The organism is Stenotrophomonas sp. SMYL11, from assembly GCF_036320005.1.
In the GTDB taxonomy this organism is placed as follows: Bacteria; Pseudomonadota; Gammaproteobacteria; order Xanthomonadales; family Xanthomonadaceae; genus Stenotrophomonas; species Stenotrophomonas maltophilia_A.
The window spans coordinates 90,124-114,282 of record NZ_JAWIRS010000008.1; the positions used below are offsets into that span (position 1 = coordinate 90,124).

Annotated in this window: 19 protein-coding genes; 7 read left to right on the forward strand and 12 right to left on the reverse strand. The window is 66.5% G+C overall.

The features are described from left to right. The first annotated feature begins 21 nt into the window (after nt 1–21). Nucleotides 22–738, forward strand: coding sequence for an SDR family NAD(P)-dependent oxidoreductase (locus V3B46_RS12845; RefSeq protein WP_329892061.1), 717 nt, complete (start codon nt 22–24; stop codon nt 736–738). Here the strand turns inward: V3B46_RS12845 and V3B46_RS12850 are convergent. Further along, nucleotides 732–2,243, reverse strand: a complete 1,512-nt coding sequence (locus tag V3B46_RS12850; RefSeq protein ID WP_329892062.1) for an MFS transporter — start codon at nt 2,241–2,243, stop codon at nt 732–734. The genes V3B46_RS12845 and V3B46_RS12850 overlap by 7 nt on opposite strands. A gap of 120 nt (nt 2,244–2,363) precedes the next feature. On the opposite strand from V3B46_RS12850, the gene V3B46_RS12855 reads away from it, so the two are divergent. Both V3B46_RS12855 and V3B46_RS12860 read left to right on the forward strand, forming a co-directional pair. After that, nucleotides 2,364–3,266, forward strand: a complete 903-nt coding sequence (locus V3B46_RS12855; protein WP_329892063.1) for a LysR substrate-binding domain-containing protein — start codon at nt 2,364–2,366, stop codon at nt 3,264–3,266. 63 nt (nt 3,267–3,329) lie between these two features. Beyond that, entirely contained in the window at nt 3,330–5,276 is a 1,947-nt protein-coding gene (locus tag V3B46_RS12860) for an EAL domain-containing protein (protein WP_049398556.1), read from the forward strand. Here V3B46_RS12860 and V3B46_RS12865 read toward each other — a convergent pair. Next, the gene (locus V3B46_RS12865; RefSeq protein WP_134951095.1) at nt 5,273–5,884 is read right to left on the reverse strand and encodes a TetR/AcrR family transcriptional regulator; all 612 of its coding nucleotides are present in this window, start codon (nt 5,882–5,884) and stop codon (nt 5,273–5,275) included. The genes V3B46_RS12860 and V3B46_RS12865 overlap by 4 nt on opposite strands. 104 nt (nt 5,885–5,988) lie before the next feature. Between V3B46_RS12865 and V3B46_RS12870 the strand changes: the two genes are divergently transcribed. Continuing rightward, nucleotides 5,989–7,065 (forward strand): MBL fold metallo-hydrolase, encoded by a 1,077-nt coding sequence (locus tag V3B46_RS12870; protein WP_329892064.1) that lies wholly within the window; start codon nt 5,989–5,991, stop codon nt 7,063–7,065. A gap of 80 nt (nt 7,066–7,145) precedes the next feature. On the opposite strand, the gene V3B46_RS12875 is transcribed toward V3B46_RS12870, so the two are convergent. Continuing rightward, entirely contained in the window at nt 7,146–7,442 is a 297-nt protein-coding gene (locus tag V3B46_RS12875; protein ID WP_329892065.1) for a hypothetical protein, read from the reverse strand. Between the two features lie 198 nt (nt 7,443–7,640). Between V3B46_RS12875 and V3B46_RS12880 the strand changes: the two genes are divergently transcribed. Next, entirely contained in the window at nt 7,641–10,760 is a 3,120-nt protein-coding gene (locus tag V3B46_RS12880) for a discoidin domain-containing protein (protein WP_329892066.1), read from the forward strand. Nucleotides 10,761–10,935: 175 nt separating this feature from the next. On the opposite strand, the gene V3B46_RS12885 is transcribed toward V3B46_RS12880, so the two are convergent. From V3B46_RS12885 to V3B46_RS12925, 9 genes are all read right to left on the reverse strand, one after another. Further along, on the reverse strand, nt 10,936–11,910 hold the full coding sequence (locus tag V3B46_RS12885) for an ABC transporter substrate-binding protein (RefSeq protein ID WP_329892067.1): 975 nt from the start codon (nt 11,908–11,910) through the stop codon (nt 10,936–10,938). Nucleotides 11,911–11,926: 16 nt separating this feature from the next. Beyond that, on the reverse strand, nt 11,927–13,672 hold the full coding sequence (locus V3B46_RS12890) for an amino acid ABC transporter permease/ATP-binding protein (protein WP_329892068.1): 1,746 nt from the start codon (nt 13,670–13,672) through the stop codon (nt 11,927–11,929). Beyond that, on the reverse strand, nt 13,669–14,220 hold the full coding sequence (locus tag V3B46_RS12895) for a GNAT family N-acetyltransferase (RefSeq protein ID WP_329892069.1): 552 nt from the start codon (nt 14,218–14,220) through the stop codon (nt 13,669–13,671). Before V3B46_RS12895 ends, V3B46_RS12890 begins: the two co-directional genes overlap by 4 nt. Continuing rightward, the gene (locus V3B46_RS12900) at nt 14,217–15,437 is read right to left on the reverse strand and encodes a M20 aminoacylase family protein (protein ID WP_329892070.1); all 1,221 of its coding nucleotides are present in this window, start codon (nt 15,435–15,437) and stop codon (nt 14,217–14,219) included. The genes V3B46_RS12895 and V3B46_RS12900 overlap by 4 nt, the downstream gene beginning before the upstream one ends. Nucleotides 15,438–15,441: 4 nt before the next feature. Then, nucleotides 15,442–16,785 (reverse strand): LLM class flavin-dependent oxidoreductase, encoded by a 1,344-nt coding sequence (locus V3B46_RS12905; RefSeq protein ID WP_329892071.1) that lies wholly within the window; start codon nt 16,783–16,785, stop codon nt 15,442–15,444. A gap of 18 nt (nt 16,786–16,803) precedes the next feature. Continuing rightward, complete coding sequence (locus V3B46_RS12910) at nt 16,804–17,781, reverse strand: MsnO8 family LLM class oxidoreductase (RefSeq protein WP_329892072.1); 978 nt, start codon at nt 17,779–17,781, stop codon at nt 16,804–16,806. A 14-nt stretch (nt 17,782–17,795) separates the two neighbouring features. Further along, a complete protein-coding gene (locus V3B46_RS12915) occupies nt 17,796–18,158 on the reverse strand; it encodes a DUF3088 family protein (RefSeq protein WP_154263306.1) in 363 nt (120 codons plus the stop codon). Nucleotides 18,159–18,315: 157 nt separating this feature from the next. Next, nucleotides 18,316–18,897: an FMN reductase gene (msuE, locus tag V3B46_RS12920; protein ID WP_329892073.1), complete on the reverse strand. Its 582-nt coding sequence runs from the start codon at nt 18,895–18,897 to the stop codon at nt 18,316–18,318. 52 nt (nt 18,898–18,949) lie between these two features. Further along, on the reverse strand, nt 18,950–21,526 hold the full coding sequence (locus V3B46_RS12925) for a TonB-dependent receptor plug domain-containing protein (RefSeq protein WP_329892074.1): 2,577 nt from the start codon (nt 21,524–21,526) through the stop codon (nt 18,950–18,952). Nucleotides 21,527–21,787: 261 nt separating this feature from the next. On the opposite strand from V3B46_RS12925, the gene V3B46_RS12930 reads away from it, so the two are divergent. Together V3B46_RS12930 and V3B46_RS12935 are read left to right on the forward strand one after the other, a co-directional pair. Then, nucleotides 21,788–22,789 carry a helix-turn-helix domain-containing protein gene (locus tag V3B46_RS12930; RefSeq protein WP_329892075.1) on the forward strand — a complete coding sequence of 334 codons (1,002 nt, stop codon included), beginning with the start codon at nt 21,788–21,790 and terminating at the stop codon, nt 22,787–22,789. Between the two features lie 123 nt (nt 22,790–22,912). Next, the gene (locus V3B46_RS12935; RefSeq protein WP_329892076.1) at nt 22,913–24,157 is read left to right on the forward strand and encodes a hypothetical protein; all 1,245 of its coding nucleotides are present in this window, start codon (nt 22,913–22,915) and stop codon (nt 24,155–24,157) included. Nucleotides 24,158–24,159 lie beyond the last annotated feature (2 nt).

Here is a 24,159-nt window from a genome sequence, read left to right on the forward strand (position 1 = left end):
GCAGTACAACAAGGAAGCAACATGAAATTGATGGTCATCGGCGCCAGCAGGGGCCTCGGTCGGGCGTTCGTGGAAGGCCTGTGCAGTGCAGGCGACACCGTCATCGGCGTTTCACGCAACCGACCGCGCGATATTGAATGCCCCGAGGGCGTCACCCTGCAGTGGATCGAAGCCGATCTGTCCCAGCCGACCCTGGCTGCGAATCACATCGCAGCGCAGGCACCGGCCGATCTGGATGTGCTGATCCACAACTTGGGCATCTGGGAACAGACCGCCTTCAGCGACGAGTACGCCTTCCTCGACGAAACCGATGCCGCGCTCACCCAACTGGTCGACGTCAACATCACCGCGACCCTGGTGCTGCTGCAGCGCCTGCTGCCGCGGGTGCTGGGCGCGCCACGCCCGCAGCTGGTGCTGACCGGCTCGACCTCGGCACTGCCACGCAGCGGCCGCCCGGAAGTGGCGTTCGGCGCATCCAAGTTCGCGCTCAACGGTATCGCCGATGCACTGCGCGAGGGCTTCCGCGATCGCCGCCTGGCGGTGACCAGCCTGCAGCTGGGCTACCTCAACACCGACGATGCACTGTCGGTGCCGGTGGCAGAGGCCGCAGCGCGCGGCGACGGCGAGCTGGTGCCGGTGCACGACGTCGTTGCGGTGGTGCGCGCGTTGCTGCAGCTGTCACCGTCCGGCTTCGTGCGCGAACTGGTGCTGCCGGCCATCGCCAACCCGCGCTACTGACCGACTCTGCGCAGGCCAGGCTCGACCTCTTCGCGCAACAGGTACCCGAGCACGATGGCGGTCAGCACGGTCGCCATCGCCAGGACAAACAGCTGGCCACGGACGGACTCCATGTATGCCTGGGCCAGCGCCGTTCTCGAAACGCCGGGCAATGCCTCCACCGCTCCGCCAAGGTCGCCCGTGGACAGCCGGTGCACAGCTGCACGGGCCACGACGCCGGCTTCCAGCGCTACGCTCCCGCCAATCCGGGCAGAAAGCATGATGCCGACAAGCGCGAGGGCAATGGAATCACCTGCCAGTCGCATCGCATTGAAAATGCCAGCGGCCATGCCCGCCTGCTCTTTGCCGACCACACTGACCGCCAGTCCATCCATGATCCCCCAGGGAAGGCCGATGCCGATCCCGATGACCAGCATCGGCATCCAGCGCACCGAAGGTAGCTGGAACACCTGCGCCAGCCATGCCAGCCCAAGCGCGCCGATCAACAGGCCCGCACAACACAGCGCCCGCGCCGGAATCCAGCGCAGCAGGTAACCGGCAACCAGGGGAACAACCAGCAATGGCGCAGACAGTGCTGCCATCGCCAGTCCGGCTTCGGTGGGCCGCAGCCCTTCAACACCGATGAACCCCGCCGGCAGCACCACCAGAAGGACGACGTACGAGAACGCAGGCGCAGCGGCGAGAATCTGCACGCCGACAAAGCGCCGGTTGCGGAACAGCCCGAGATCCAGCAGCGGTGTTCGATGGGAGCGCTCGACGGCAATGAACGCGGCCAGCAACACCATCGAGAGCGCCAGCAGTACCAGCGTCTGCGGATGCAACAGGCCGCGTTCCGGCAGCACGATCATGGCGTAGGTGAGTGACCCCAGCGCCAGCATGAAGGTGACGGCGCCAAGCCAGTCCAGGCGAGGCGAACCGGCGCTCTTCGATTCGACGGATGACAGGGCGACCAACGGTACGGTCAGGGCGGCCAGCAACGCAGGCAGGAAGAACACCCATTCCCAGCCCAGCGCATCAATCAACCCGCCTGCCAGCAGCGGACCGCCTGCGGCTCCTGCACCAAAGGTAGTGCCGATCAGGCTGAACACCCTTGCCCGCGCCTGGCCGTCGAACACCTGCGCCAGCGACGCCATCGCACCGGCAAACGCAGCCGACGCCGCCATTCCCTGAAGCAGTCGCAGAGCATTGATCCACGCCACACCGGGCATCAAGGGGATCAGGCCGGTGACGAGCGCAAACGACGCGCCGCCCAGAATCCAGATCCGGCGCCTGCCATGCAGATCGGCCAGCCCACCGGCCACCAGCGTGGTGCAGCCGTAGGTCAACAGATAAGCGTTGATGATCCAGGACAACGCCGCAGGCGAACCACCGAGCGCGTCCCGGATGGCGGGAATGCCAACGGCGGGACTGGCAATGCTCAACGGAATGGTGAGCGCCGTCAGGCAGCCCGCCAGCACCACTCCAAAGCGTGATGATCCGGCCGTCTCAACAGAAGCAACTGACATGTCGATGAAGCTCCAGCGTGGCCAGGCGCCACCCCATTGATGCTATCGACGACGCTATCGCCTAAGAATCCATCGTTGTGTCCGTGCTTTAATGACATTAACGTCATCAATTGCCATGTCATGGACAGCTTTGCCGGTCTCAGCCTCTTCGTTCTGGTCGCCGAGGCACGCAGCTTCGCGGCCGCAGCACGACAGCGTGGCATCACCCCTTCGGCGGCAAGCAAGACCATCGCCCGGCTGGAAGAGCGCCTGGGCGCTCGCCTGCTGAATCGCAATACCCGCAGCGTCAGCCTGACTGCCGAAGGCGAGCAGTTCCTTGAACGCTGCCGTCGCATCATGACCGAGGTCGCCGCAGCGGAGCGCGAGCTGACCGACGCCCAGGCCGCGCCCAGCGGTCGCCTGAAGGTCAGTCTTCCACTCGCCAGCGGACTGATGCTGCCGGTGCTATCGGCCTTTGCGCACCGCTTCCCGGCCATCGAACTCGACCTGCACTTCAGCGACCGTCTTGTCGATGTCATCGAGGAGGGCTTCGACGCCGTTGTCCGCACGGGCAACCCCGCCGACTCCAGGCTGCACGGCCGCAACCTCGGCAGTGCCCGCCTGCTCTGCGTGGGCGCCCCTGCGTACTTCGCCAAGCGCGGCACGCCACAGCACCCGGATGATCTGAGCGGCCACGCATGCCTCCTCCATCGCTTTCCCGGCACCGGCCTGATCGAACGTTGGCCGCTGCCCACGCATGAGGGAGGCACTGAGCCGCGGCTGACTGCCGCAATGACTGCCAATCATCTTGAGACAATCCTGCACATGGCCATTGACGGCCATGGCATTGCGTGCCTGCCCGACTTCGCCACGCGTGATGCGCTGGACCGCGGTGAACTCGTCAGCGTCCTGGACCCATGGAGCACCGAGCGCAGCACCTTCTGGGCCCTCTGGCCAAGCCATCGCCATCAGCAGCCGCGTGTACGGGCGTTTGTCGATTTCATGGCCGACCACCTCCTGCCCGAACCCCGCCAGTGCAATTGAACCTGCGCCCTGCTGCGACTACGCTGCTCGTCACTGGCCGTCGGTCACAGGCGGGAACCTGCTATGGATGCGCTTTCACGGGTCTCGGCCCAGGTCCTGGACAGCGCCCTGCCCAGCCTGCCGCTGTACCTGCTGCAGGCCACGGCGGTCATCGGCATGATCGGCGTGCTGCTGATCGCCACCCGCCGCGCCGGGCACGCCATTGAAGGCCGTCGCCTGTATGTCGGCGTGGCGCTGGGCCTGATCTACCTGTTCAATTCCTGGTTCGTGGCCCGTTACACCCAGGGTGTGGTCAAGCTGCACCTCGGCTTCGACATCCTGCTGGTCAGTGGCCTGCTGGGCGGTTGGCGCGGCGGCCTTACCTGCCTGGCCGCCAGCCTGCTGGCGCGCTACCAGTTTGCCGGCACCCAGTATTTCCTGCCGGCCGGCCTCGAGGCCACGCTTCAGATGCTGGCCGGCGTCTGGCTGCGCAGGCGCCTGCACCCGCGCATGCTCAATGAGCTCTCGCTGCGCGTGATCCTGCAGGCCTGGGGCGTGCGTATCGCCGTCACTGCGTTGGGCCTGGCACTGGGCGTCGCAATCATCGGCGCCAATCAGCTGCCCGTGGAGGAGTTGGCAATCCAGCGGCTGCTGGCACTGCCACTATCGCTGCTGATGCTCGGCGCGGTGTTCGCGCTGGTCTACAACGATGCGCAGATCGATGCACAACGTCAGCGCGAACAGGCCTGGCTGCGCATCGATCCGATCAGTGGCCTGCCCAACATGCGTGCACTTGGCGAACGCCTGCAACATTACTGGCGCGACAACGACGGCATCGGCAAGGCCTGCCTGATCGTGGCCGAGATGGGCAACCTGCGCGATCTGCGCCTGCGCTATGGTCCGCTGCAGGACAACGGCCTGTGGCAGCGCGACAGCACCGACGAGGTGCATCGGCTGCTGCCCTCGCTGCCAGCCGGGCAGCTGGAGATCTACCAGTTCGGCGATGCCGCGCTGGCGATCCTGGTGCGCGACCTGACCTTGTTCGAACTGCGCACGCAGCCGCAGATCACCGAGCTGGCCAGCAACCTGGCCGATCGGGTCGGCCGCGATTGGCCCGGCTTCCGGCCGCTGTTCCGCTGTGCGGTGGTCGAATTGAAGCCCCCCGCCGATGCCGACGAAGGACATCTTCCGTTCCGCGCGATCACCGTGGCGCTGAGTGCGATCGAATCCGGCGTCGTGTTCTTCGACGACCCGATCCAGCGCGACAGCGAGATCGACGCCCTGATCGAAGTCGCCCTCGAACGCTGGCTGCAGCAGGGAGATGCCCCCTTGTGCTACCAGCCCAAGCATCGTCTGCAGGATCGCCAGTTGGTCGGCGCCGAAGCACTGCTGCGCATGCGCGACGGCGAGGGCCGGCTGATCGCGCCGATGCGGGTCATCTCGCTGCTGCGCCGGCAGGGGCGGTTGGCTGAACTGGAATGGGCCACGCTGCAGTCGGCCATCCACTTCCTGCAGCAGTGCCGACGCGATGGCTCGCAGCTGAAGATCGCCGTGAACGTTTCGGCCGAGTCACTGCGCCTGCCCGACTTCGGCCTGCGCCTGCAGGAATTGCTGGCACTGCACGATGTGCCCGGCGTGATGCTGCGACTGGAGATCGTCGAATGGACCGAGATCGTCGAGCGCGACGTGGTCGATGCCAACATCGCACAGCTGCTGGCGGCGGAGGTCACGCTGTCACTGGATGATTTCGGTGCCGGCTATTCAACCCTGATCCTGCTCTCGCAGCTGGCCATTGCCGAGGTCAAGATCGAGCAGGCGTTGATTGCCACCCTGTCCGATGCCAAGTCGCAGTCGATCGTGCGTTTCATCGTCGAAGTCGCGCACCGCTGCGGCGCGATCGTGGTGGCCGAGGGTACCGAAACCCTGGCACAGGAACAGCAACTGCGCGCACTGGGCGTGGATGTCGGCCAGGGTTATCTGTACTCGGCCGCGTTGCCGGCCGACGAGTTCCGCCGCTTCGCCGCCAGCTAGACCGCGTAGTAACCCAGGAACATCGCCACCGCCGATTCGGCCACGCGTGCGCGCTCCTGTTCGTTCAACGGCGCCTGACCCATCGTCACCTGCGGCCAGAACGCAAAGCTCTTCACCAGGCCGTGCAGCTGGTGACCGGCGAACTCCGGATCCACCTTGCGCAGCCGGCCGTCGGCGATCGCCGCGCGGATCCAAGCACTCTCGCCACTTTCCTTCTCGCCCATGCGGCAGACGATGGCCTGCGCACGTTCCGGCGAATGGATGATCTCGGCCATCGCCACCCGCGCCAGGTCGATGAAGTTGGCATCACTGAGCAGCTCCAGCTTCTGCCCCAGCAGCTGCATCAGCTGCGCCTGCAGCGGCTGGTCGGCGCGGTACGGCAGTGCGTCGCTGGCCACGCTGCGCTCCCACAGCTCCTCCAGGATCATCGAGAACAACGCTTCCTTGCTCGGGAAGTGGTTGTAGACGGTGCGCTTGGAGACCCCGGCCACCTCGGCGATGCGGTCCATGCTGGTCGCCTCGTAGCCCGATGCACGGAACTCCTCCACCGCCGCACGCACGATGGCTTCGCGTTTGCGGTCGGTCAGGCGTTGCGGGGCACGGGACATGGCGGAAACCGGATAGCTGAACGGACGCCACCATTTTACACCCGGCAGTGTACTTTTGAAAAACACGAAACTACACTGTGCAGTGTACCCAGCGGACGTCACCCATGAAGCGCCTGCTCCTTGTCCTTTTGCTTGGAATCCTCGCCGTGACCGCCTACACCTTCTGCAAGTCCTGGTCCCTCCCCGACTTCCCCGATTCGCCGCAGTACCGCGACGGCAAGTTCCGCAATCCCCTGCCGCGTCCGGCGATGGGCCTGCGCGATGGCGCGGAGATCTGGTGGACGTTCCTGTTCAACAAGCCCAAGGGCACCGTGCCCGCCCACCCCATTCCGGTGCTGCCGCTGGACCGTGCAACCCTGGACGCCGCGCCTGATCGCAGCCTGTTCCGGCTCGGGCATTCCACGATCCTGCTGAAGCTGCGTGGCCAATACTGGCTGACCGATCCGGTGTTCTCCGAGCGCGCTTCGCCGGTACAGTGGCTGGGCCCGGCGCGCTTCCACGCACCGCCGATCAGCATCGACGAACTGCCGCCGATCGCCGGCGTGATCCTCTCGCACAACCATTACGACCACCTGGACCATGCCGCAGTGATGCAGCTGGCCGGCAAGACCGCGCGCTTCATCGCACCGCTGGGTGTGGGCGACCAGCTGATTGCGTGGGGCGTGGACGCCAGCAAGGTCGAACAGCTGGACTGGTGGCAATCGACCGAAGCCAGCGGCCTGCGCCTGACCGCCACCCCGGGCCAGCATTTCTCCGGCCGCGGTCTGGGCGACAGCGATCGCAGCCTGTGGGCGTCATGGGTGATCCAGGACGATGACTTCCGCATCTTCTTCAGCGGCGACACCGGCTACTTCGACGGCTTCAAGGCCATCGGTGAGAAGTACGGCCCGTTCGACCTGACCATGATCGAAACCGGTGCCTACGACCCGCGCTGGGCCTTCGTGCACATGCAGCCCGAGCAGACCCTGCAGGCGCACCTGGACCTGCGCGGCAAGTGGCTGCTGCCGATCCACAACGGCACCTTCGATCTGGCGCTGCACACATGGCAACAGCCGTTCGAGCGCATCACTGCATTGGCTGGCGCAAAGAACGTGCCGGTGGCCACGCCGATGATGGGCGAAGCACTGGACATGCAGGCACCGCAGGCGGGTACACGCTGGTGGGAGACGGTGGAGCTGTAATGGGGGATGCCGCTTGACCTGCCGGAAACCATGTAGAGCCGAGCCATGCTCGGCTGCTTCTGAGAAGTGCGCCGTGGACGTCAAACAGGCTCAGCTTTGGAGGCACCGCAATTGGAGACGCCGGCAGCATTGCTGACATCGACATGCACGGTTATCAATTCGGCTTCCGGTAGCGCACTCTGAACCTGCACGCATGCGGCACGCGCGACATCGTCTGCGGCTGTGCCTTCTCGCTGGAATCGCAACGCCAACACGCCCGGCGAACCACTGCCCAGCAGCGCATCGTCGCACCCCACCTTTGCAAGAGCTCGCTCAAATGCACTGAGATCTTTTCCGGTATCAGGTACTCGGTACATCAGCGTGAAACTGAATTCCATCATCAATCCATTTCAGATCGGTGGTCGTTGCCAATCAGCATAGGGGCAGGCCGGCAGCCGTCCAGAGCCACATCCGTCAGCGCTCCCGCGATGGCAGCGCCAGCGCCCGGCGGCGCTGCAGTGCGTCATGTAACCGATTACATCCCTTGCTAGCGTAGCGCTCGCCCGATTCCGGTCGAACCTGCGAGGCTGTCCGTAATGACGTTGCGCGCCGAACGCTCCAAGGTCTCCCGCCCACCTGCCCCATGGCGACCCGCCGCCACTCTGATGCTCGCCGTCCTGGCATCCTCCGCGCAGGCACAGACATTGCCACCACGCAGCCAATGGCAGGCCAGCGCGTCCTCGCAGCAGGTACCGGCGATGGCGATCAGCCACCTGATCGACGGCGACCCCAGGACCGTCACCGGCGGCGCCTTCAGTCCGGGCCACTGGTTCCAGATCGATCTGGGTGCACCGACGATGCTGGCGGGCGCACGGATCACCTGGGATGTCTCCAATCCAGAGGGCTATTCACTGCAGACCTCGCTGGACGGCACACAGTGGCAGACCGCGTACACCATGGCCGATTCGCTGGGCGACGTGGAAACGCTGTACTTCGCGCCACGCCAGGCGCGCTACCTGCGGTTGGCCAGCCCACAGCGCACCTCCGATTGGGGCGTGTCGATCTTCGAGATGGAGCCGCTGGACAGCACGCTCAGCGCACGCATCAGCGGTGTCGATGCAGCGCAGGCGGCGGCGCTCTGGCAAGGCGGTGGCACCGTCGCGGTTCCAGCCGGAAAAGGTGGATCCCATACGCTCGAGATCATGCTGCCTCGCACCCAGTCCACGGCCGGTCTCGCGGTCGACTGGGCCGATGGCGGGCGCGGCGCCGCCCGCTTGCAGGCGCAGGACGCACAGGGCCGATGGCAGGACCTCGCACACGATGCACAGGCGGCCAGCCATCGGCAGAGTTGGCTGGCTGCTGACACGGCACAACCTCTACATACATTCCGCCTGAGCGTGGACGGCGCTGCCCCGCAGATCGCGCGCCTGCGCCTGCTCGGCCCGAAAGCGGTGATGACGCCGATGAAGCGCTACCAGATCGCCGCCAGCGGTGCGCAACGTGCCTTGTTCCCCGCCTCGCTGCAGATGCAGCAGACCTACTGGACCGCCGTGGGTGTGCACGCGGGTCGGCAGAAATCGATCTTCGACGAATACGGCAACCTGGAAGCGTTCAAGGGTGCGCCGCTGGTGCAGCCGCTCTGGCGAAGCGCCGACGGGCGTGCTGCAGGTGCCGCCGGTCAGCCCGTACAGCACGCCCTGCGCGATGGCTGGAAGCCTATGCCTTCGGCCACCTGGTCACCGCAACCCGGACTGGAACTGCGCAGTGAGGTGTTCGCCATCGAGCGCGATGGCCAGCCGGTGACCTTTCTCCGCCATCGCCTGCGCAACTCCGGCACCACGGCGATCGACGGCACGCTGACCCTGGCGGTACGACCGATGCAGATGAACCCGCCGTGGCAGAACGGCGGACTGTCGCCGATCCGCGAGGTGCGCATCGACGGACAGGCGGTGCGCATCAATGGCCGCTCGCTGCTGCACTCGCTCACGCCGGTGGCTGCGTCCGGCGTGGCGCCGTTCGGGAAGGACGGCACAACGGAGATCACCGCGGACATCGCTGCCGGCGAACTGCCTTCCTCGCAGCAGGCACGTGACGAGCAAGGACTGGCCGCAGGCGCATTGAGCTACCGGATCCGCCTCGCCCCCGGTGCCAGCGATGCGGTGGTCGTGGCGTTCCCACTCGGCACCGCCGCTGCCGATGCCAATGGCGTGCTGCCCGAAGCGCCTGCGCTTGACCTGGCCACGCTGCCCCTTGATGCCAATGCGGCGTTCGATACGCTGGCCACGCAGGCGTCCGCAGATTGGCAGGCGCGGCTGGGCCAGGTCGGCCTGCGCCTGCCCGATCCCTCGCTGGTCGACATGCTGCGCGCGCAGGCTGCCTACATGCTGATCAACCAGACCGGCCCGGCGATGCAACCGGGCCCGCGCAACTACAACCGCTCCTTCATCCGCGATGGCATGGCCACCTCGGCAGTGCTGCTGCGCATGGGCGAGGCCAAGGTCGCACGCGACTATCTGGCCTGGTACAGCGAACATGGCGTGCACGGCAACGGCCTGGTCTCGCCCATCCTCAACGACGATGGCAGCGTCAACACCGGCTTCGGTTCGGATATCGAGTACGACAGCCAGGGCCAGTATGTGGCGCTGGTCGCCGACGTCGCCCGCCTTGATGGTGGTCCGAAGTCGGTGCGCGCGTACCTGCCGAAAGTGAAGGCCGCACTACGCTTCCTGCAGGAACTGCGCGAGCGCACGCTGGTGCCCGGTTACAAGGCCGACCAGCCGGCGCCGGAGCGATTCGCGGGCATTCTTGCGCCGTCGATCAGCCACGAGGGCTACCCTTCGCCCACCCACAGCTATTGGGATGACTACTGGGGACTGAAGGGCTGGCACGACGGTGCATGGCTGGCCGAATCGCTGGGTGACCACGAGACCGCACGCTGGGCGCGTGAGCAGTACAAGGCGCTGTACGACGCCCTGCATGCGTCGATCCGCGCAACGATGGCGTGGAAAGGCATCGACTTCATTCCTTCCTCCGCGGATCTGGGCGATGGTGATCCCACCGGCGTATCGATCGCGCTGGATCCCACCGGCGCGCAGAGCGTGCTACCGGCAGAGGCGCTGCGAACCACCTTCGCCCGCTATCTGGACGATGTGCGCAAGCGCAACCAGCCAGGCGCGCTATACGCCTATACGCCCTACGAAATCCGCAACGTGCTGAGCTATGTGCATCTTGGTCAGCCCGAAGCAGCCGATGAACTGCTGCAGGGACTGCTGCATGATCGGCGCCCGCTTGAGTGGCAGGTGCTGGCCGAAGTGGTGCATTCGCGGTTGCGCTTCCCGCGCTACCTCGGCGACATGCCGCATACCTGGATCGGTGCCGAATACGGCCGCACGCTGTTCGGCATGTTGATGCGCGAAGACGATGATGCGTTGTCATTGCTGCCGGGCACGCCGCCGTCTTGGGTGGTCGGGGATGGGTTGGCGGTGGAGCGCCTGCCGACCGCGTATGGCACGTTGCAGATGCAGGCGCGGCAGCGCGACGGGCTGCTGACAGTGGTGATTGGCGAGGGGCTGCGCAAGGACACCGCCGTGCGCATGTGGTGGCCGAACCGGACCGCGCCGAAGTCTGTGCGCGTGGATGGACGCAGCGTTTCCGACTTCGATGCCGAGGGCGTGCGCCTGGCGAAACCGTTCCGGACGTTGGAAGCGGTCTGGTAATGCAGCCGAGCATGGCTCGGCTCTACAGAAATCAGACTCTGCGAGTAGATCCACGCCATGCGTGGATGCTCTTGTAGAGTCGAGCCATGCTCGACGCATCGCACACCACGCGAACTGCAGCCGAGCATGGCTCGGCTCTACAAAAGCAGCGGTAGCTGCCGGGCCATGCCCGGCGTCAGAGCGTCGGCAGCCCCGGCGGGTTGGTCTGCGACTGCGGCACGGCCTCCTCGGCCACATTCCATCGCTTCAGCGCCTGCGCATAGGTGCCGCTGCCGATCTGGGTGTTCAGCGCCTGCGTCACCGCATCAGCCAGGCCGCTGCCCTTGCGCGTGGTCACCGAGATCGCTGCGGCGTTCGGCCAGCCCCCCGGGAACAGGCCCACACGCCGCACCTTGCCATCGCGCGCCGAATAGGCGCCGGTGGCGTTGGGCTCGAACGAGACATCGGCGCGCCCGGTGATCACTGCCAGCCGCCCAACCACGGCGTCATCGAAGTACTGGTACTCCACCGGCTTCAAGCCAGCGGCGATGTTCTGCTGGTCCCACTGCCGCAGGATCTGGTCCTGGTTGGTGCTGGCACCGACCACCACCTTCAGCCCGGCAACGTCGGCCGGCTTTTCGATCTTCTGGATCGGCCCATCAGTGCGCGTGTAAATTCCCAGCAGATCGTAACGGTAGCTGGAGAAATCGAACTTCTTCTTGCGCTCTTCGGTCACCGTCACGTTCGACAGCACCGCATCGTACTTGCCTGATTCCAGACCCAGCGGCCAGTCGGCCCACGCCACCGGCACGATCACCAGCTTCAGGCCCAGCCCATCGGCAATCAGCCGTGCGATGTCCGGCTCGATGCCCACGACGTCCTTGCTGTCGGCGCCGTAGTCGGCCAGCGGCAGCTGCCCCGGATGGGTGGCCACGGTGAACGTACCGGGCGTGACAAAGCGATAGTCGGCCGGGATCAACGCCTGCGCCTTCGGATCAAGCGTGCCCTTCAGGATGGCGGTGTTCGCACCCGCCAGGCTGGCTGCGGCCACGGTGCCGGCATCCGGTGCCTGACGCACGCGCGAATAGACGATGCCGGCAATGCCAATGACCAGCACACCCACGACCAACAGGGTGCTGCGCGAGGGGCGACGCGGTGCTACAGGGCTCATGGTCTTCCTTCCGGGTTTACAGGGTCTTGGCCAGGAAATCGGCGGTGCGTTGCTGGCGCGGGCGCTCGAACAGCGCCTCGGGCGTGCCCTGCTCGATCACCCGGCCCTGGTCCATCATCACCACGTGGTCAGCCACCCGACGGGCGAAGCTCAGCTCATGGGTGACGATCACCAGCGTGGTGCCGGAACGGGCCAGCTCCTCGATCACGCTAAGCACTTCGGCCACCAGCTCCGGGTCCAGTGCCGAGGTCGGTTCGTCGAACAGCAGCACCTTCGGTTGCAGGGCCAGCGCACGAGCAATCGCGATGCGCTGCTGCTGGCCGCCGGACAGCTGGCGCGGGAAGGCATCGGCCTTGTCGGCCAGGCCGACCCGTTCCAGCAGCGTGCGCGCCTGCTGCTCGGCCTGCGCACGCGGCACGCCGCGCACCGCGATCGGCGCCTCGATGATGTTCTCCAGCGCGGTCAGGTGCGGGAACAGGTTGAAGCCCTGGAACACCATGCCCACTTCCGCACGACGGCGGCGGATCTCACGTTCGGGCAGCTCGTACAGGGTGTCGCCATCGCGGCGGTAGCCGATCAGCTGCCCGCCGACGGTCACGTAACCGCTGTCGGCACGTTCCAGGTGGTTGATCAGCCGCAGCAACGTGGACTTGCCGGCGCCGGACGGGCCGATCAGCACTGTCACGCTGCCAGCACGCAGGTCCAGGTTCACCTCTTCCAGCACCGGCAGGTCGCCGAACGCCTTGCCTACGCCATGCAGCGACACCGATGCGCCCTCGCCCGCTTCAACCTGCGCGGCGATGCGCGGGCGGTTGGCCACGCGCGGTGCAGCCTTGCCTGTGGCGCGCGGCGGCGACGATACGCGCGATACCGGACGCTCGCGCTGCAGCTGGCCGCGTGCGAAGCGCTGCTCCACCCGCCGCTGCAGCAGCGACAGCACGGTCAGGATCACCAGGTACCAGACCGTGGCCACCATCAGCAGCGGCACCACCTCCAGGTTGCGCCGGTAGATCACCTGCACGGTGTAGAACAGCTCCGGCAGCGCCAGCACGTAGACCACCGAGGTGCTCTTGGCCAGGCCGATCACATCGTTGAACGCCGCCGGCAGGATCGAACGCATCGCCTGCGGCAGGATGATGCGGCGCACCTGGCGGCCGCGCGGCAGGCCAAGCGCGGCCGCAGCCTCGTACTGGCCGTGGTCGACCGAAAGAATGCCGCCACGGATCACCTCGGCCGAGAACGCGGCCTGGTTCAGGATCAGGCCCAGCACCGCGGCAGTGAACACACCGATCAACTGCGTGGTCGGGTACGAGAACAGGCTGATGGCGGTGAACGGCACGCCCAGCTCGATGGTGCTGTACAGGTAGCCCAGGTTGTTCAGCAGCAGCAACAGCACCAGCAGCGGGATCGAGCGGAACAGCCACACATAGCCCCACGACACCGCCGACAGCAGTGGCGAGCCGGACACGCGGGCCAGCGCAAGCAGCGTGCCCAGCGCAAACCCCAGCCCGGTGCCAAGTGCGGTCAGCAACAACGTACGGCCCAGGCCTTCCAGCACCGGGCGCGCGAAGAACCACTCGGCGAACGTGCCCCAGCCCCAGCGTGGATTGCCCAGCACGGATTGCAGCCCGATCAGGATCAGCGCCAGGGCCAGCACCGTGCCGAACACCTGCAGCGGATGCCGCGCCGGCACGATCTTCAACGCCGGTGCTGGCGCCGGGCGTGCGGCAATGCCATCCAGCGCGGTCGAAGGCGTGCTCATGCGTGGGCTCCGTGCAGCACGGTCTGTGATGGCACAACAACCGGCGTCGATACGCTCAGGTGCTTCTCGAACGGCAGATGCGAGATGGTTTCCGGGTCGGCCTCCAGATCGAACAGCGCGGTGTAGCCGTGGCTGAGATACAGGCCGACGGCTTCAGGCTGGCGGAAGCCGGTGGTCAGGAATACCCGCCGGTATCCTTGGCGCGCCGCCTGATCTTCCAGCTCCTGCAGCACGCGCCGCGCGATGCCCTGGCGGCGCAGCCCGGGCAGGGTCCAGATGCGCTTGAACTCGGCGGTATCCGGATCGCGGTGCGGCATGAAGGCACCGCCGGAGATCGCCACACCATCGCGCAGCAGCAGCACGAACGCGCCTACCGGCGCAGCAAAGGCCTGCGCCGGGTAGCGTTGCAGCTCCTCGCGGGCGCTGCCGCCGATGCGGCGGCGCACGTCGGCGTAGCGGCTGTCGTACTCCTGCTCCAGGCCATCGAACAGTGGCCGTGCCAGCGGATCATCCACCGAGGTATAGAGGAAGCGTTCGTTGCTGCTCATGTCGCGTCCTTCACCAGATAGTCTTCGGCCAGCCGTGCCCACAGGCTGGCGGCGGGTGCGATGGCTGCGTCGTTGAACACATAGCGCGGGCTGTGCAGCGGGGCGCTGTCACCGTTACCCACGAACACGAAGCTGCCGGGCCGCGCCTGCAGCAGGAAGGCGAAATCCTCGCTGGCCGTGCGCGGCGCAAACTCGGGAACGACCTGTTCGGCACCGAAGCCCTGCACCGCCACCTCGCGGATGTAGGCGGTCTGCTGCGGGTGATTGATCACGCTGGGGAAGCCGCGCGGGAATTCGATCTCGGCGCGCGCCCCAAACGCGGCGGCGGTCTGCTCGGCGATCTCGGTGACCCGGCGCCGCAACGTGTCGCGCACTTCCGGCAGGTAGGCGCGCACGGTCAGCTTCAGCTCCACCACGTCTGGAATCACATTGGCGGCCTGCCCGCCGTGGATCGAACCGACGGTGACCACGCCCATCTGCCGTGGATCCACATTGCGCGAAACAACGCTCTGCAGCGCCGTGACGATATGCGCCGCCGCCAGGATCGGATCCACGCTGCCCTGCGGCTCGGCGCCGTGACCGCCCTTGCCGATCACCTTCAGCCGCGCCCAGTCCACCGACGCCATCGCCGGCCCGTCGACGAAGCCGAAGTGCCCCACCGGCACGCCCGGCCAGTTGTGCAGGCCATAGATCGCATCCACCGGAAAGCGTTCGAACAGGCCGTCGGCGATCATCTTCGAAGCACCCGAACCGGTTTCCTCGGCCGGCTGGAACACCAGCTGCAGGGTGCCGTCGATACGACCGTGATGGGCCAGGTAGTACGCGGCAGCCAGCAGGATGGCGGTATGCCCATCGTGGCCGCAGGCATGCATCAACCCTTCGTTCTGGCTGGCGTAGGCCAGGCCGGAGTCCTCATGGATCGGCAGTGCATCAATGTCGGCACGCAGCCCAAGGCGACGGCTGCCCTGCCCGCGCTGCAGCGTACCAACCACGCCGGTACCGCCGAGGCCGGTGGTGACCTCATAGCCCCACTGCTGCAGCAGCTCGGCCACGCGTGCGCTGGTGCGGTGTTCCTCGAAGGCCAGCTCCGGGTGGCGATGCAGGTCGTGGCGGATCGCGATGGCCGCCTCTTCGCGTGCCGCGATCTCGGGCAATATGCCCGTCGTTTGGAAATTCCGCTGGGCATGCCCCGGCGCTACCGCGTTTTCTCCGCTCATCGCCTTATCCTGCCTTCCGCGCCGGTTCGGCATCGGTCGAATGACGGCTGGCCTTGTACGGCAGGCCCAGATGCTCGCGCAGGGTCTGCCCTTCCAGCTCGCGCTGGTGGTAACCACGCGCCTGCAGGATCGGCAGCACCTGGGTCACGAAATCGTCCAGGCCTTCGCGCTGTGCCGCGAAACCAAGGATGAAGCCGTCGCTGGCACCGGCATCGAACCAACGGATCAGCTCATCGGCCACGTGCTCCGGCGTGCCGATGAAATTCGGTCGCGGGCTCACCGCTTCCAGCGCCACCTGGCGCAGGCTCAGGCCCTTCTCACGCGCATCCTGCTTGATGCGGTCGGTGGTGGAACGGAACGCGTTGCTGCCGATGTCACCCAGCTCCGGGAACGGTGCGTCCGGATCGTACTGGCTGAAATCGTGGTGGTCGAAGAAGCGCCCCAGATACGCCAGTGCATCCTCCAGCGTGGCCAGTGCGGCAATCGCCTGGTACTTGGCCTCGGCTTCTTCGGCGGTGCGCCCGACAATCGGACCGATGCCGGGGAAGATCTTCACGTCGTTGCCGCTGCGGCCATGGGCAATCGCCGAGTGCTTCACCTTCTGGGTGAACGCACGGGTCTCTTCCAGCGACGGCGAATGGGTGAACACCGCATCGGCGTACTTGCCGGCCAGCGCAATGCCATCGTCGGACGACCCGGCCTGGAAGATCACCGGCTGGCCTTGTGGGGATCGCTGGATGTTGAGCGGCCCTTCCACCTGGAAGAAGCGGCCCTTGTGGTCGAGGCGGCGGAACTTGTCCGGCGCGAAGAACGTGCCGCTGTCGCGCTCACGCACGAAGGCATCGTCGTCCCAGGAATCCCACAGCCCTTGCACTACGTCCAGGTACTCGTCGGCGATCTGGTAGCGCAGCGCGTGCTCCGGGTGCGGGCGACCGTAGTTGCGCCCCGAACCCTCCAGCGGCGACGTCACCACGTTCCACCCCGCACGACCGCCGCTGAGCAGGTCCAGCGAAGCGAACTGCCGGGCCACGGTAAACGGGTCGCTGTAGGAGGTCGACAGCGTGCCCGCCAGGCCGAACTTCTTCGTCGCCGTGGCCAGCGCCGACAGCAGCGAGATCGGCTCGAAGCGGTTAAGGAAGTGCGGGATCGACTTCTCGTTGATGTAAAGGCCGTCGGCTACGAAGCCGAAGGCGATGCCGTTGTCCTCGGCGGTACGCGCGATGTCGATGTAGAACTGCAGGTTGACGCTGGCATCGGCCGGATTGGAGGGATGCTTCCAGGCATGCATGTGGCTGCCAGGACCCTGCAGCATGATGCCGAACGGAATGTGGCGCGGGGTCGTGCTCATGGGAATCGCTCCTGCAGGTCAGGCCACCGCCGCGCGCGGCGCGGGCGACAGCAGTTCAAGGGATGTAAGACGTGCGTCGAGGTCGGCCACCGGCGCATCGAGAACGAACTCGCCCACACCGAAACGCCGGTGCAGTGCGTCCAGTTCGTCACGCACGTGCTGCGCATCACCGGACAACACGCTTGGGCGCGTTTCCTCGATGCGGAAGTCGGCCACGCCCACCTGCCGCGCATACTCGGCAGCTGCTTCGGGGCTGGGCAGGTTCACCGTCTGCCCGGGACCGAGGTGCAGCTTGTAGACGCGCAGCGCACCGATATGACGAGCTGCGGCTTCGGCAGTTGGGGCGGCGAACGCCACCGTGGCCAGCAGCGGCGGCTGCTTTGAAACGCTGCGGTAGGCATCGAACGCGGCCTCGATATGCTTCGGGTCACCATCGAAGTGCGCGGCGTAGACGAAGCGCCAGCCCAGCTCGGCCGCCTGCTGCGCGCTCTGCGGGCTGGCCCCGAGCAGGAAGCGCTCCGGTGCCTGCTGCGGAACCGGTCGGGCCAGCGCCTCGGTTTCGGCGCCGGACAGATAGCCTTCCAGGTCACGCAGTTGCTGGTCGAAGTCGGCGAACGCCGGACGCCCTGCTGCCAGCGCCGCGGTCGAGGCCGGCAGGCCACCGGGGGCTTTGCCCACGCCCAGGTCCACGCGCCCTGGCGCCAGCGCCGCCAGCAGGTTGAAGTTCTCCGCCACCTTGTACGGCGCGTAGTGGCGCAGCATCACCCCGCCACTGCCGATGCGGATGCGCCGGGTCTGCGCCAGCACCCACGCAGCCAGCACTTCCGGTGCAGGGCTGGCCAGCGTCGGCGCAGCGTGGTGCTCGGCAAACCAGTACCGGTGATAACCCAACTGCTCGGCGCGCTGCGCCAGCAGGAGGCTGTTGCGCAGCGCCTGCTCCGGCGAAGCGCCCTCGGCCACCGGGCTCTTGTCCAACACGCTGATCAGATAGCTCATGGTCGTGTCCTCGCTCAGGGGTGGGCCACGGGAATGCCGAGCAAACCATTCAGCGCGGCCAGGATCGGTTCGGCACCGGAGATGTATTGGCGGTCCTCGTGTGCGCCACTGGCCAGTTCGCTACGCACGCCCTGCGGCAGCACCAGCTTCGGCAGCGACTGGTCCTGCTCGCCGATCTCGGCAATTACCTCACGGCGCGGCCGCGCGAAGCCGATGCGGCGCACGTCCAGCTGTGCGTCCAGGCCGTCGATGCTCGACAGCGCGCCTTCCAGCAACAGGCTGTGCCGGCAGAAGAAGCGCTGGCCGGGAATCTGGCCGTCCTCGAACTCACGGTCGAGCAGGAACAGGATGGGTTTGCTTGCTGCGTCGAAAGTCACTGGAGTCGTCCTTATCGGGGCCGGCAATGCGATGCCGCTTCGATATCGATGCTAGAGATGCCGACGGCCGCGACAGCGATGCCTGGCGACAATTGGCGGTCAGATCCGGCCATGCAGATGCGGCGTAGCCATAAGCAAAGCGCCGCCGGTTATGGCGTCAGGCAATACGTCGCAGCGGCGCAGCTACCGCCAGCGCCTGCGTGGCCAAGTGCCCGGCCGCACGCTCGGTCGCCAGCGCGATGCGCGCCTGCAGGGCCGCACTACTGATGTGCTCACCCTCGAAATCGGCGGGCGTGGCATACACCCCGATCGGCAGCGTGTGCGCCTGCAGGAAGCTGAACAGTGGCCGCAGCTGATGGTCGATCACCAGCGCGTGGCGCTCGCTGCCACCGGTTGCCGCCAGCAGTACCGGCGTATCCACCAGCGCCTCCAGCCCGATGAAATCGACCAGATGCTTGAACAGGCCAGGATAGGAGCCGCGATACACGGGCGCCGCCACCACCAGCAGTTCGGCCGCCTCGATCGTCCGCAACGCCTGCTCCACCTCAGGTTCCGCCTCCTCGCGCGACAGCGACTGCCCCAGCGAACGCGCGATCGGCGCCAGCTCCACCAGGTCCACACGCGCATGCACCCGCTGTTGCAGCGCCTCCAGCAGATGTCGCACCAGCAACAGCGTGCGCGAGGTCGCCGAACTTGTCGGCGACCCCACCAATGCAACCACCTTCAATGCAGAAGACATGACCCACTCCTCGGTAGCGCCGGGCCATGCCCGGCGACGTTTCGCCTGAACCTCAAAACCGGTAACTGACGCGCCCGTACCAATACGTACCGACGTTGCTCAATACATCGCCGCTATCCCACGTCGTCTCGATGCTGGCCACATCGGTGGCACTGCGCGCGTACTCGGGCACCTTGCGGGTGCGCTTGTCGAACACGTTGTTGATGCCCACCGCCGCACCCCAACCCTCGCCCAGTTCCACGCCACCGGACAGGTTGGTCACCAGCACCGGCGGCTGCTTGTACTCCACGCCGTTGTTCAGGCGCTTGATGGGGCCGTAGTAGGTGAAGTCCACATTCGAGCGCCAACGCCCGTTCTGCCAGCCAAGCCCTGCCACCTGCGTATAGCTGGGCGTGCGGAAGCGCAGCGCGTACTCGCTGGATTTGGTCAGCAGGTTGATGTTCGGCAACCCCTGCAGTGCCGCCGGAATGTCGCTGACCTTCTGGATGGTGGTACGGCCGACGTTGGCCGCGTAGTTCCAGCGCAGCTTGCCCCACGCGGTGTCCTGGTTCGCCTCCAGGGTCAGCTCCACACCACGCGTGCGGGTGTTGCCCACGTTGGTGAAGTAGCTGGCATAGAACGCATCACCCGGCAGGATGCTGATGCCGGCTGAACCCAGCAGTGCATCGATGGTGTTCTTCTGCGCCGCACTCAGCACCGTGCCGCTGTTGTCGGTGACGCGCGCCGGATCCTGCGCGTTGTAGCCGATCTGGCTGGACTGGCCGAGCTGGCCGCGGATGTCGATCTGATAGGCATCCACCGCCAGATGGAACGCCGGGCTCGGGTCCCAGGTCACGCCCAGGCTGTAGTTGGTGGCCTTTTCCGGTTTCAGCGGTGTGGCACCCAACGCAATCGCTGCCGGCGAAGACACCTGCGCCACCAGCGTGGTGCCGCACGGGCAGCTGCCGGTGGCCTGGTAGTACTGCGCGCCCAGACTGGGCGCATGGAAGCCATTGCTGACCGTGGCGCGCACGCCCAGCGCATCGGTGAAATCGAAGCGGGTGGTCAGGCGACCGGTGGAAACGCTGCCGAAATCGGAATGGTCTTCCCAGCGCGCGGCCGCATCCAGGTACCAGCGCGAGGTGATGTTGGTGGCCGCACCCGCGTACACCGCCTTGCTGTTGCGGGTCGCCTTCACCGCGTCCGCAGTGGAATAGCCGACGAAGGCCGCCGCACCGAAGCCGGTGTAGGACTCCCACTGTCCTGCCCCGCGCTCGTACTGCTCGTGCTGGTACTCGGCGCCGGCGCTGACTTCCAGCGGCGAAGCGAATGCCGCCACCTCGAAGCCGCGGCGCAGGTCCAGGTTGGCGATGCCCTGCTGGTAGTCCAGCTTTCCATCATAGAAGTCGGTGGGCGAACCGGGATACGGCAGCGAGTAGTTCACCGAGTTGCGGGTATATGTGCGCACCGTGCTGCGGTTGCCGGTCAGGCTGACGTCATAGTCCCAACCCGCGATCTGGCCTTTTACCCCGGCCGTACCGGTGTACTGCTTTTCCTTGGTTTCCAGTACCGGCAGGAATCCGTCAGGAAACACGCTCAGAACGCCGGGAGCCCTGTAAGTGGTGAAGATGGTCGCCGGCAGACGGAAATTCTGGATCGCCTGCGCGGTGCGATCACTGGCCGTAGCATTGGCGTAGAACTGCGCGCTCTCGCCCAGGCCATGGCCCACGTTCACCGCGAAGGCCTTCAGCGCATACGAAGGCGAGCTGAGGATGGTGTTGGCCTCGGCATCGCGGTTGGCCTCGGCCGGATTCGGCGACGCGCCGGCCGGCAGTCGATTGTTCGGCCGCAGCGCCACCAGATTGCCGCTGCCATCCACTGCCGGATAACTCAGGTAGCCATCGATGTAGTGGCGGGTACGGATCGCATGATGCTGGCGGGTGGTCTCGCCAGACAGGTTGACGAAGCCATCCTGGCCCCACGGCAGGCCGACGTTGGCGCGCACGCTGGTTCGCGAACCATCACCATCGGTGCTCTGCCCGCTCTCCACCGACACATCACCACCGTGCGCCTGCGACTTCAGGATCACGTTGACCACGCCGGTGATCGCGTCCGAGCCGTAGATGGCGGAGGCACCATCACGCAGCACTTCCACATGGTCGATGGCCGAGACCGGAATCAACGCCAGGTCCGCCCACGCATGGCCGGGGAAGCCGCCCCCATTGGCACCGCTCACATAGGCACTGGCATTGCGGCGCTTGCCGTTGACCAGCACCAGGGTGTAACCCGGCGACAGATTGCGTAGCTGATAGCCGCGGATCAGGCTCTCCTGATCGCTCTGGTAACCGCCGATCTGGCTCAGCGACGGCAGGCTGCGCTGCAGCGCTTCCAGCAGGTTGCCCTGCCCGGTAGCAGCGAGGTCTTCTGCGGAGATCACATCGATGGGCGTGGAGCTGTTCTTCACCGTACGCGTGCTGGTGCGTGAACCGGTGACCACCACCGCATCCAGCGTGGAGGCTGCCACATTGGCAGTGGCTGCAGTGGTGGCAGGGTCTGCATCGGCTTCCGCCGCATGGCAGGGCGATGCAGAGAGGGCGGCCGCGATCAGGACGGCAAGAGTGCTCAGGACTGGGGCGTAGGCGGCAGGCATGGGGGCTCGTGGGGGTGGGCCGGAAACACGCTTCCATTCAAGGGCCTGTTCACCCACCGCGACAGGCGGGATCGCGTCACCCAACCGTCATATCCGGCCACCCACATGACCGCTGGTAATGACGTTAGGCAGGCCTGCGTACACGGGGTCAGAGCCCTTCCTCCGGAAGGGATCCGCCCCCGGTCTCCATATGCCCCGCAGGCATCACCTCATGCCCGCGCGCCACGCAGCGCCACGCACCTTCACCCGTAGCATCAGGCCATGCCCAGCCCACCCGCCGATCCCGCCGCGCCGCTCGTCGCCATCGTCGCCTGCCACGGCCAGGGGCTGTTCGAGTTCGGCTGTGCGGTCGGCCTGTTCGCACCGATACGGCCTGAACTGGGCGTGGCCTGGTACCGCACCCAGCTGTGCGCGGGCGAACCCGGAGCACTGCGCATGCTCGGCAACACCCAGGTGCAGCTGCCCTACGATCTCGGCAGCGTCGATGACGCCGACATCATCGTCATCCCCGGTTGGCGCGAACCCAGCGAACGTCCGCCGCAGGGCCTGCTCGATGCACTGATCCGCGCCCATGCACGCGGCGCACGCATCGCGTCGATCTGCTCCGGTGCGTTCGTGCTGGCCTGGGCCGGGCTGCTCGATGGCCGCGAGGCCACCACTCACTGGCGCCTCACCGAAGCGCTGGCACGCGACTTCCCACGCATCGACGTGCGCGAGGATGTGCTGTACGTGGACACCGGCAGCATCATCACCTCGGCCGGCTCGGCCACCGGCATGGACATGATGCTGCACATGGTGCGCAAGGATTACGGCGCGCGCGTGGCTAATCTGGTGGCCGAGCGATTGGTGCTGGCACCTTGGCGTGATGCCGGGCGCAGCCAGCGCGTCAGCCGGGCCATCCCCAACGGCGAGCCCACACGGTTGGCGAAGCTGATGGAGTGGATGCGCCGTAACCTGCGCGAGCCACATTCGCTAGGCAGCCTCGCAGAGCAGGCCGCACTCAGCCAGCGCACTCTGCAACGGCAGTTCCTGGAAGCCACCGGCCTGTCGCCCATCGATTGGCTGATCCGCGAGCGCGTGACCTTCGCGCGTGAGCTGCTGGAAACCACCGACCGGCCACTGCAGTGGATTGCCGAGCAGGCCGGCTTTGGTTCGCAGGAGTCGTTCCGCCGCCATTTCCGTGGTCAGGTCGATGCCAGCCCTACCGAGTACCGCAGCCAGCATCGCAACGGCATCAGTGCGGACCGCCTGGTCGGCTGCTGAGCCCCGGGTAATGCCGGCCTCTGGCCGGCAGGCAAGGCCCCCCGCCCTCTTCGTCGACGACTTTCCACGCCATCACCACCACTGCACTATAGGGGCATGCCCCGCACTGCCGACGGACCGGTGATGACCGACAGCCCCTACAGGACCTACCGCGTTGGAATCGGCGTATCGCTGCTGTTGGCGGCACTGATCGCCACGCTCTCGTTGATTGCCGTGGCCAGCCCCAACCTGGGTTGGGGCGTTGTGGCGCTGGCCACCATCGCGATCTGGGTCGGCCTCCCGCTGCTGCTGGTCCTGCTGCTGGTGTGGCTGCGCTACATGGTGCGACAGCGCGGGCAGGTGCCGGGCCGCATACACGTGCTGATGTTCGTGCCAACCGCCGCCGCCATGCTCATCATTCCACTGTGGCACTTCCTGCAAGGCAGTGTGGACAGCCTGGCCGGCGGCTCACGCGCATCCATCGCCGAGCTGCACGTCAACCTCAGCGGGCAACCCCTTTGGCTGGACACCTCGCCGTATGCATCCACCGGTTCTGGCGCTGGCCCGGACCTGCCCATGCAGGGCGAAACGCCCCAGCGCTTCCTGGCCTTCCACCGCTACCCCAACCCGCAGTCCGATGCAGACAGGGCCTTCCCGTATGAACAAGCGCGCCTGAAGCGCTCCGTCGACCACTACCGTTACGCCACACCGTCTGGAGATCGCGCCGTCACCGATGTGCCGCTGGTCCGTCGGCCGTATCCCGATCTTGCACCGTTCAATGCGGCCTGGCGACGCGCGGGTACACCCGAGCTCGTGCATATCTACTACCACTACAGCGATCACGTAGAGGTCGCGCCCGCGCTCGCACGCCTCAGTGGCTTCACCACCGATGATCTGGAGCGCAGCCGCTTCGAAGGCCTGACGCTGTTCAAGATCCACAACTACGGCAGTGCGCCCATCCTTCGGGTGGAAATCAATGGCCTCACACTGGACATCGGCGACGGGGCCATCGCGAACATCCCGGAAGCGCCCCGGGATTGCACAGCCTACGGCCACCCGGTCAGCCCCGCGCTATTGCCGCTCAACCTGCCCCTGCAGGTGCGCTGGCAGACTGCAGACGCGCCGACGCGGTGGCACAGCGCGCGCGTGCAGGTGCCCGCGTTCCGGCAGCCGCAGCCACTGCACGGGCAGTCCACATTGCAGCGCGTCCTGCTGTACATGCTGCCCGATGACGCGCTGGCCGCCGAACGCTACGCCGAGGTCTTTGACGGCGATTCGCGGCGCGGCATCAAGGCCACTGGCCTGCCAGCCAGCGCTGCCACCTACGCGGTGTGTGGCAGCGCCAGGGCGACCTATGGCGAAGGAGCGGGAACCGTGCTGGCCGACTGATC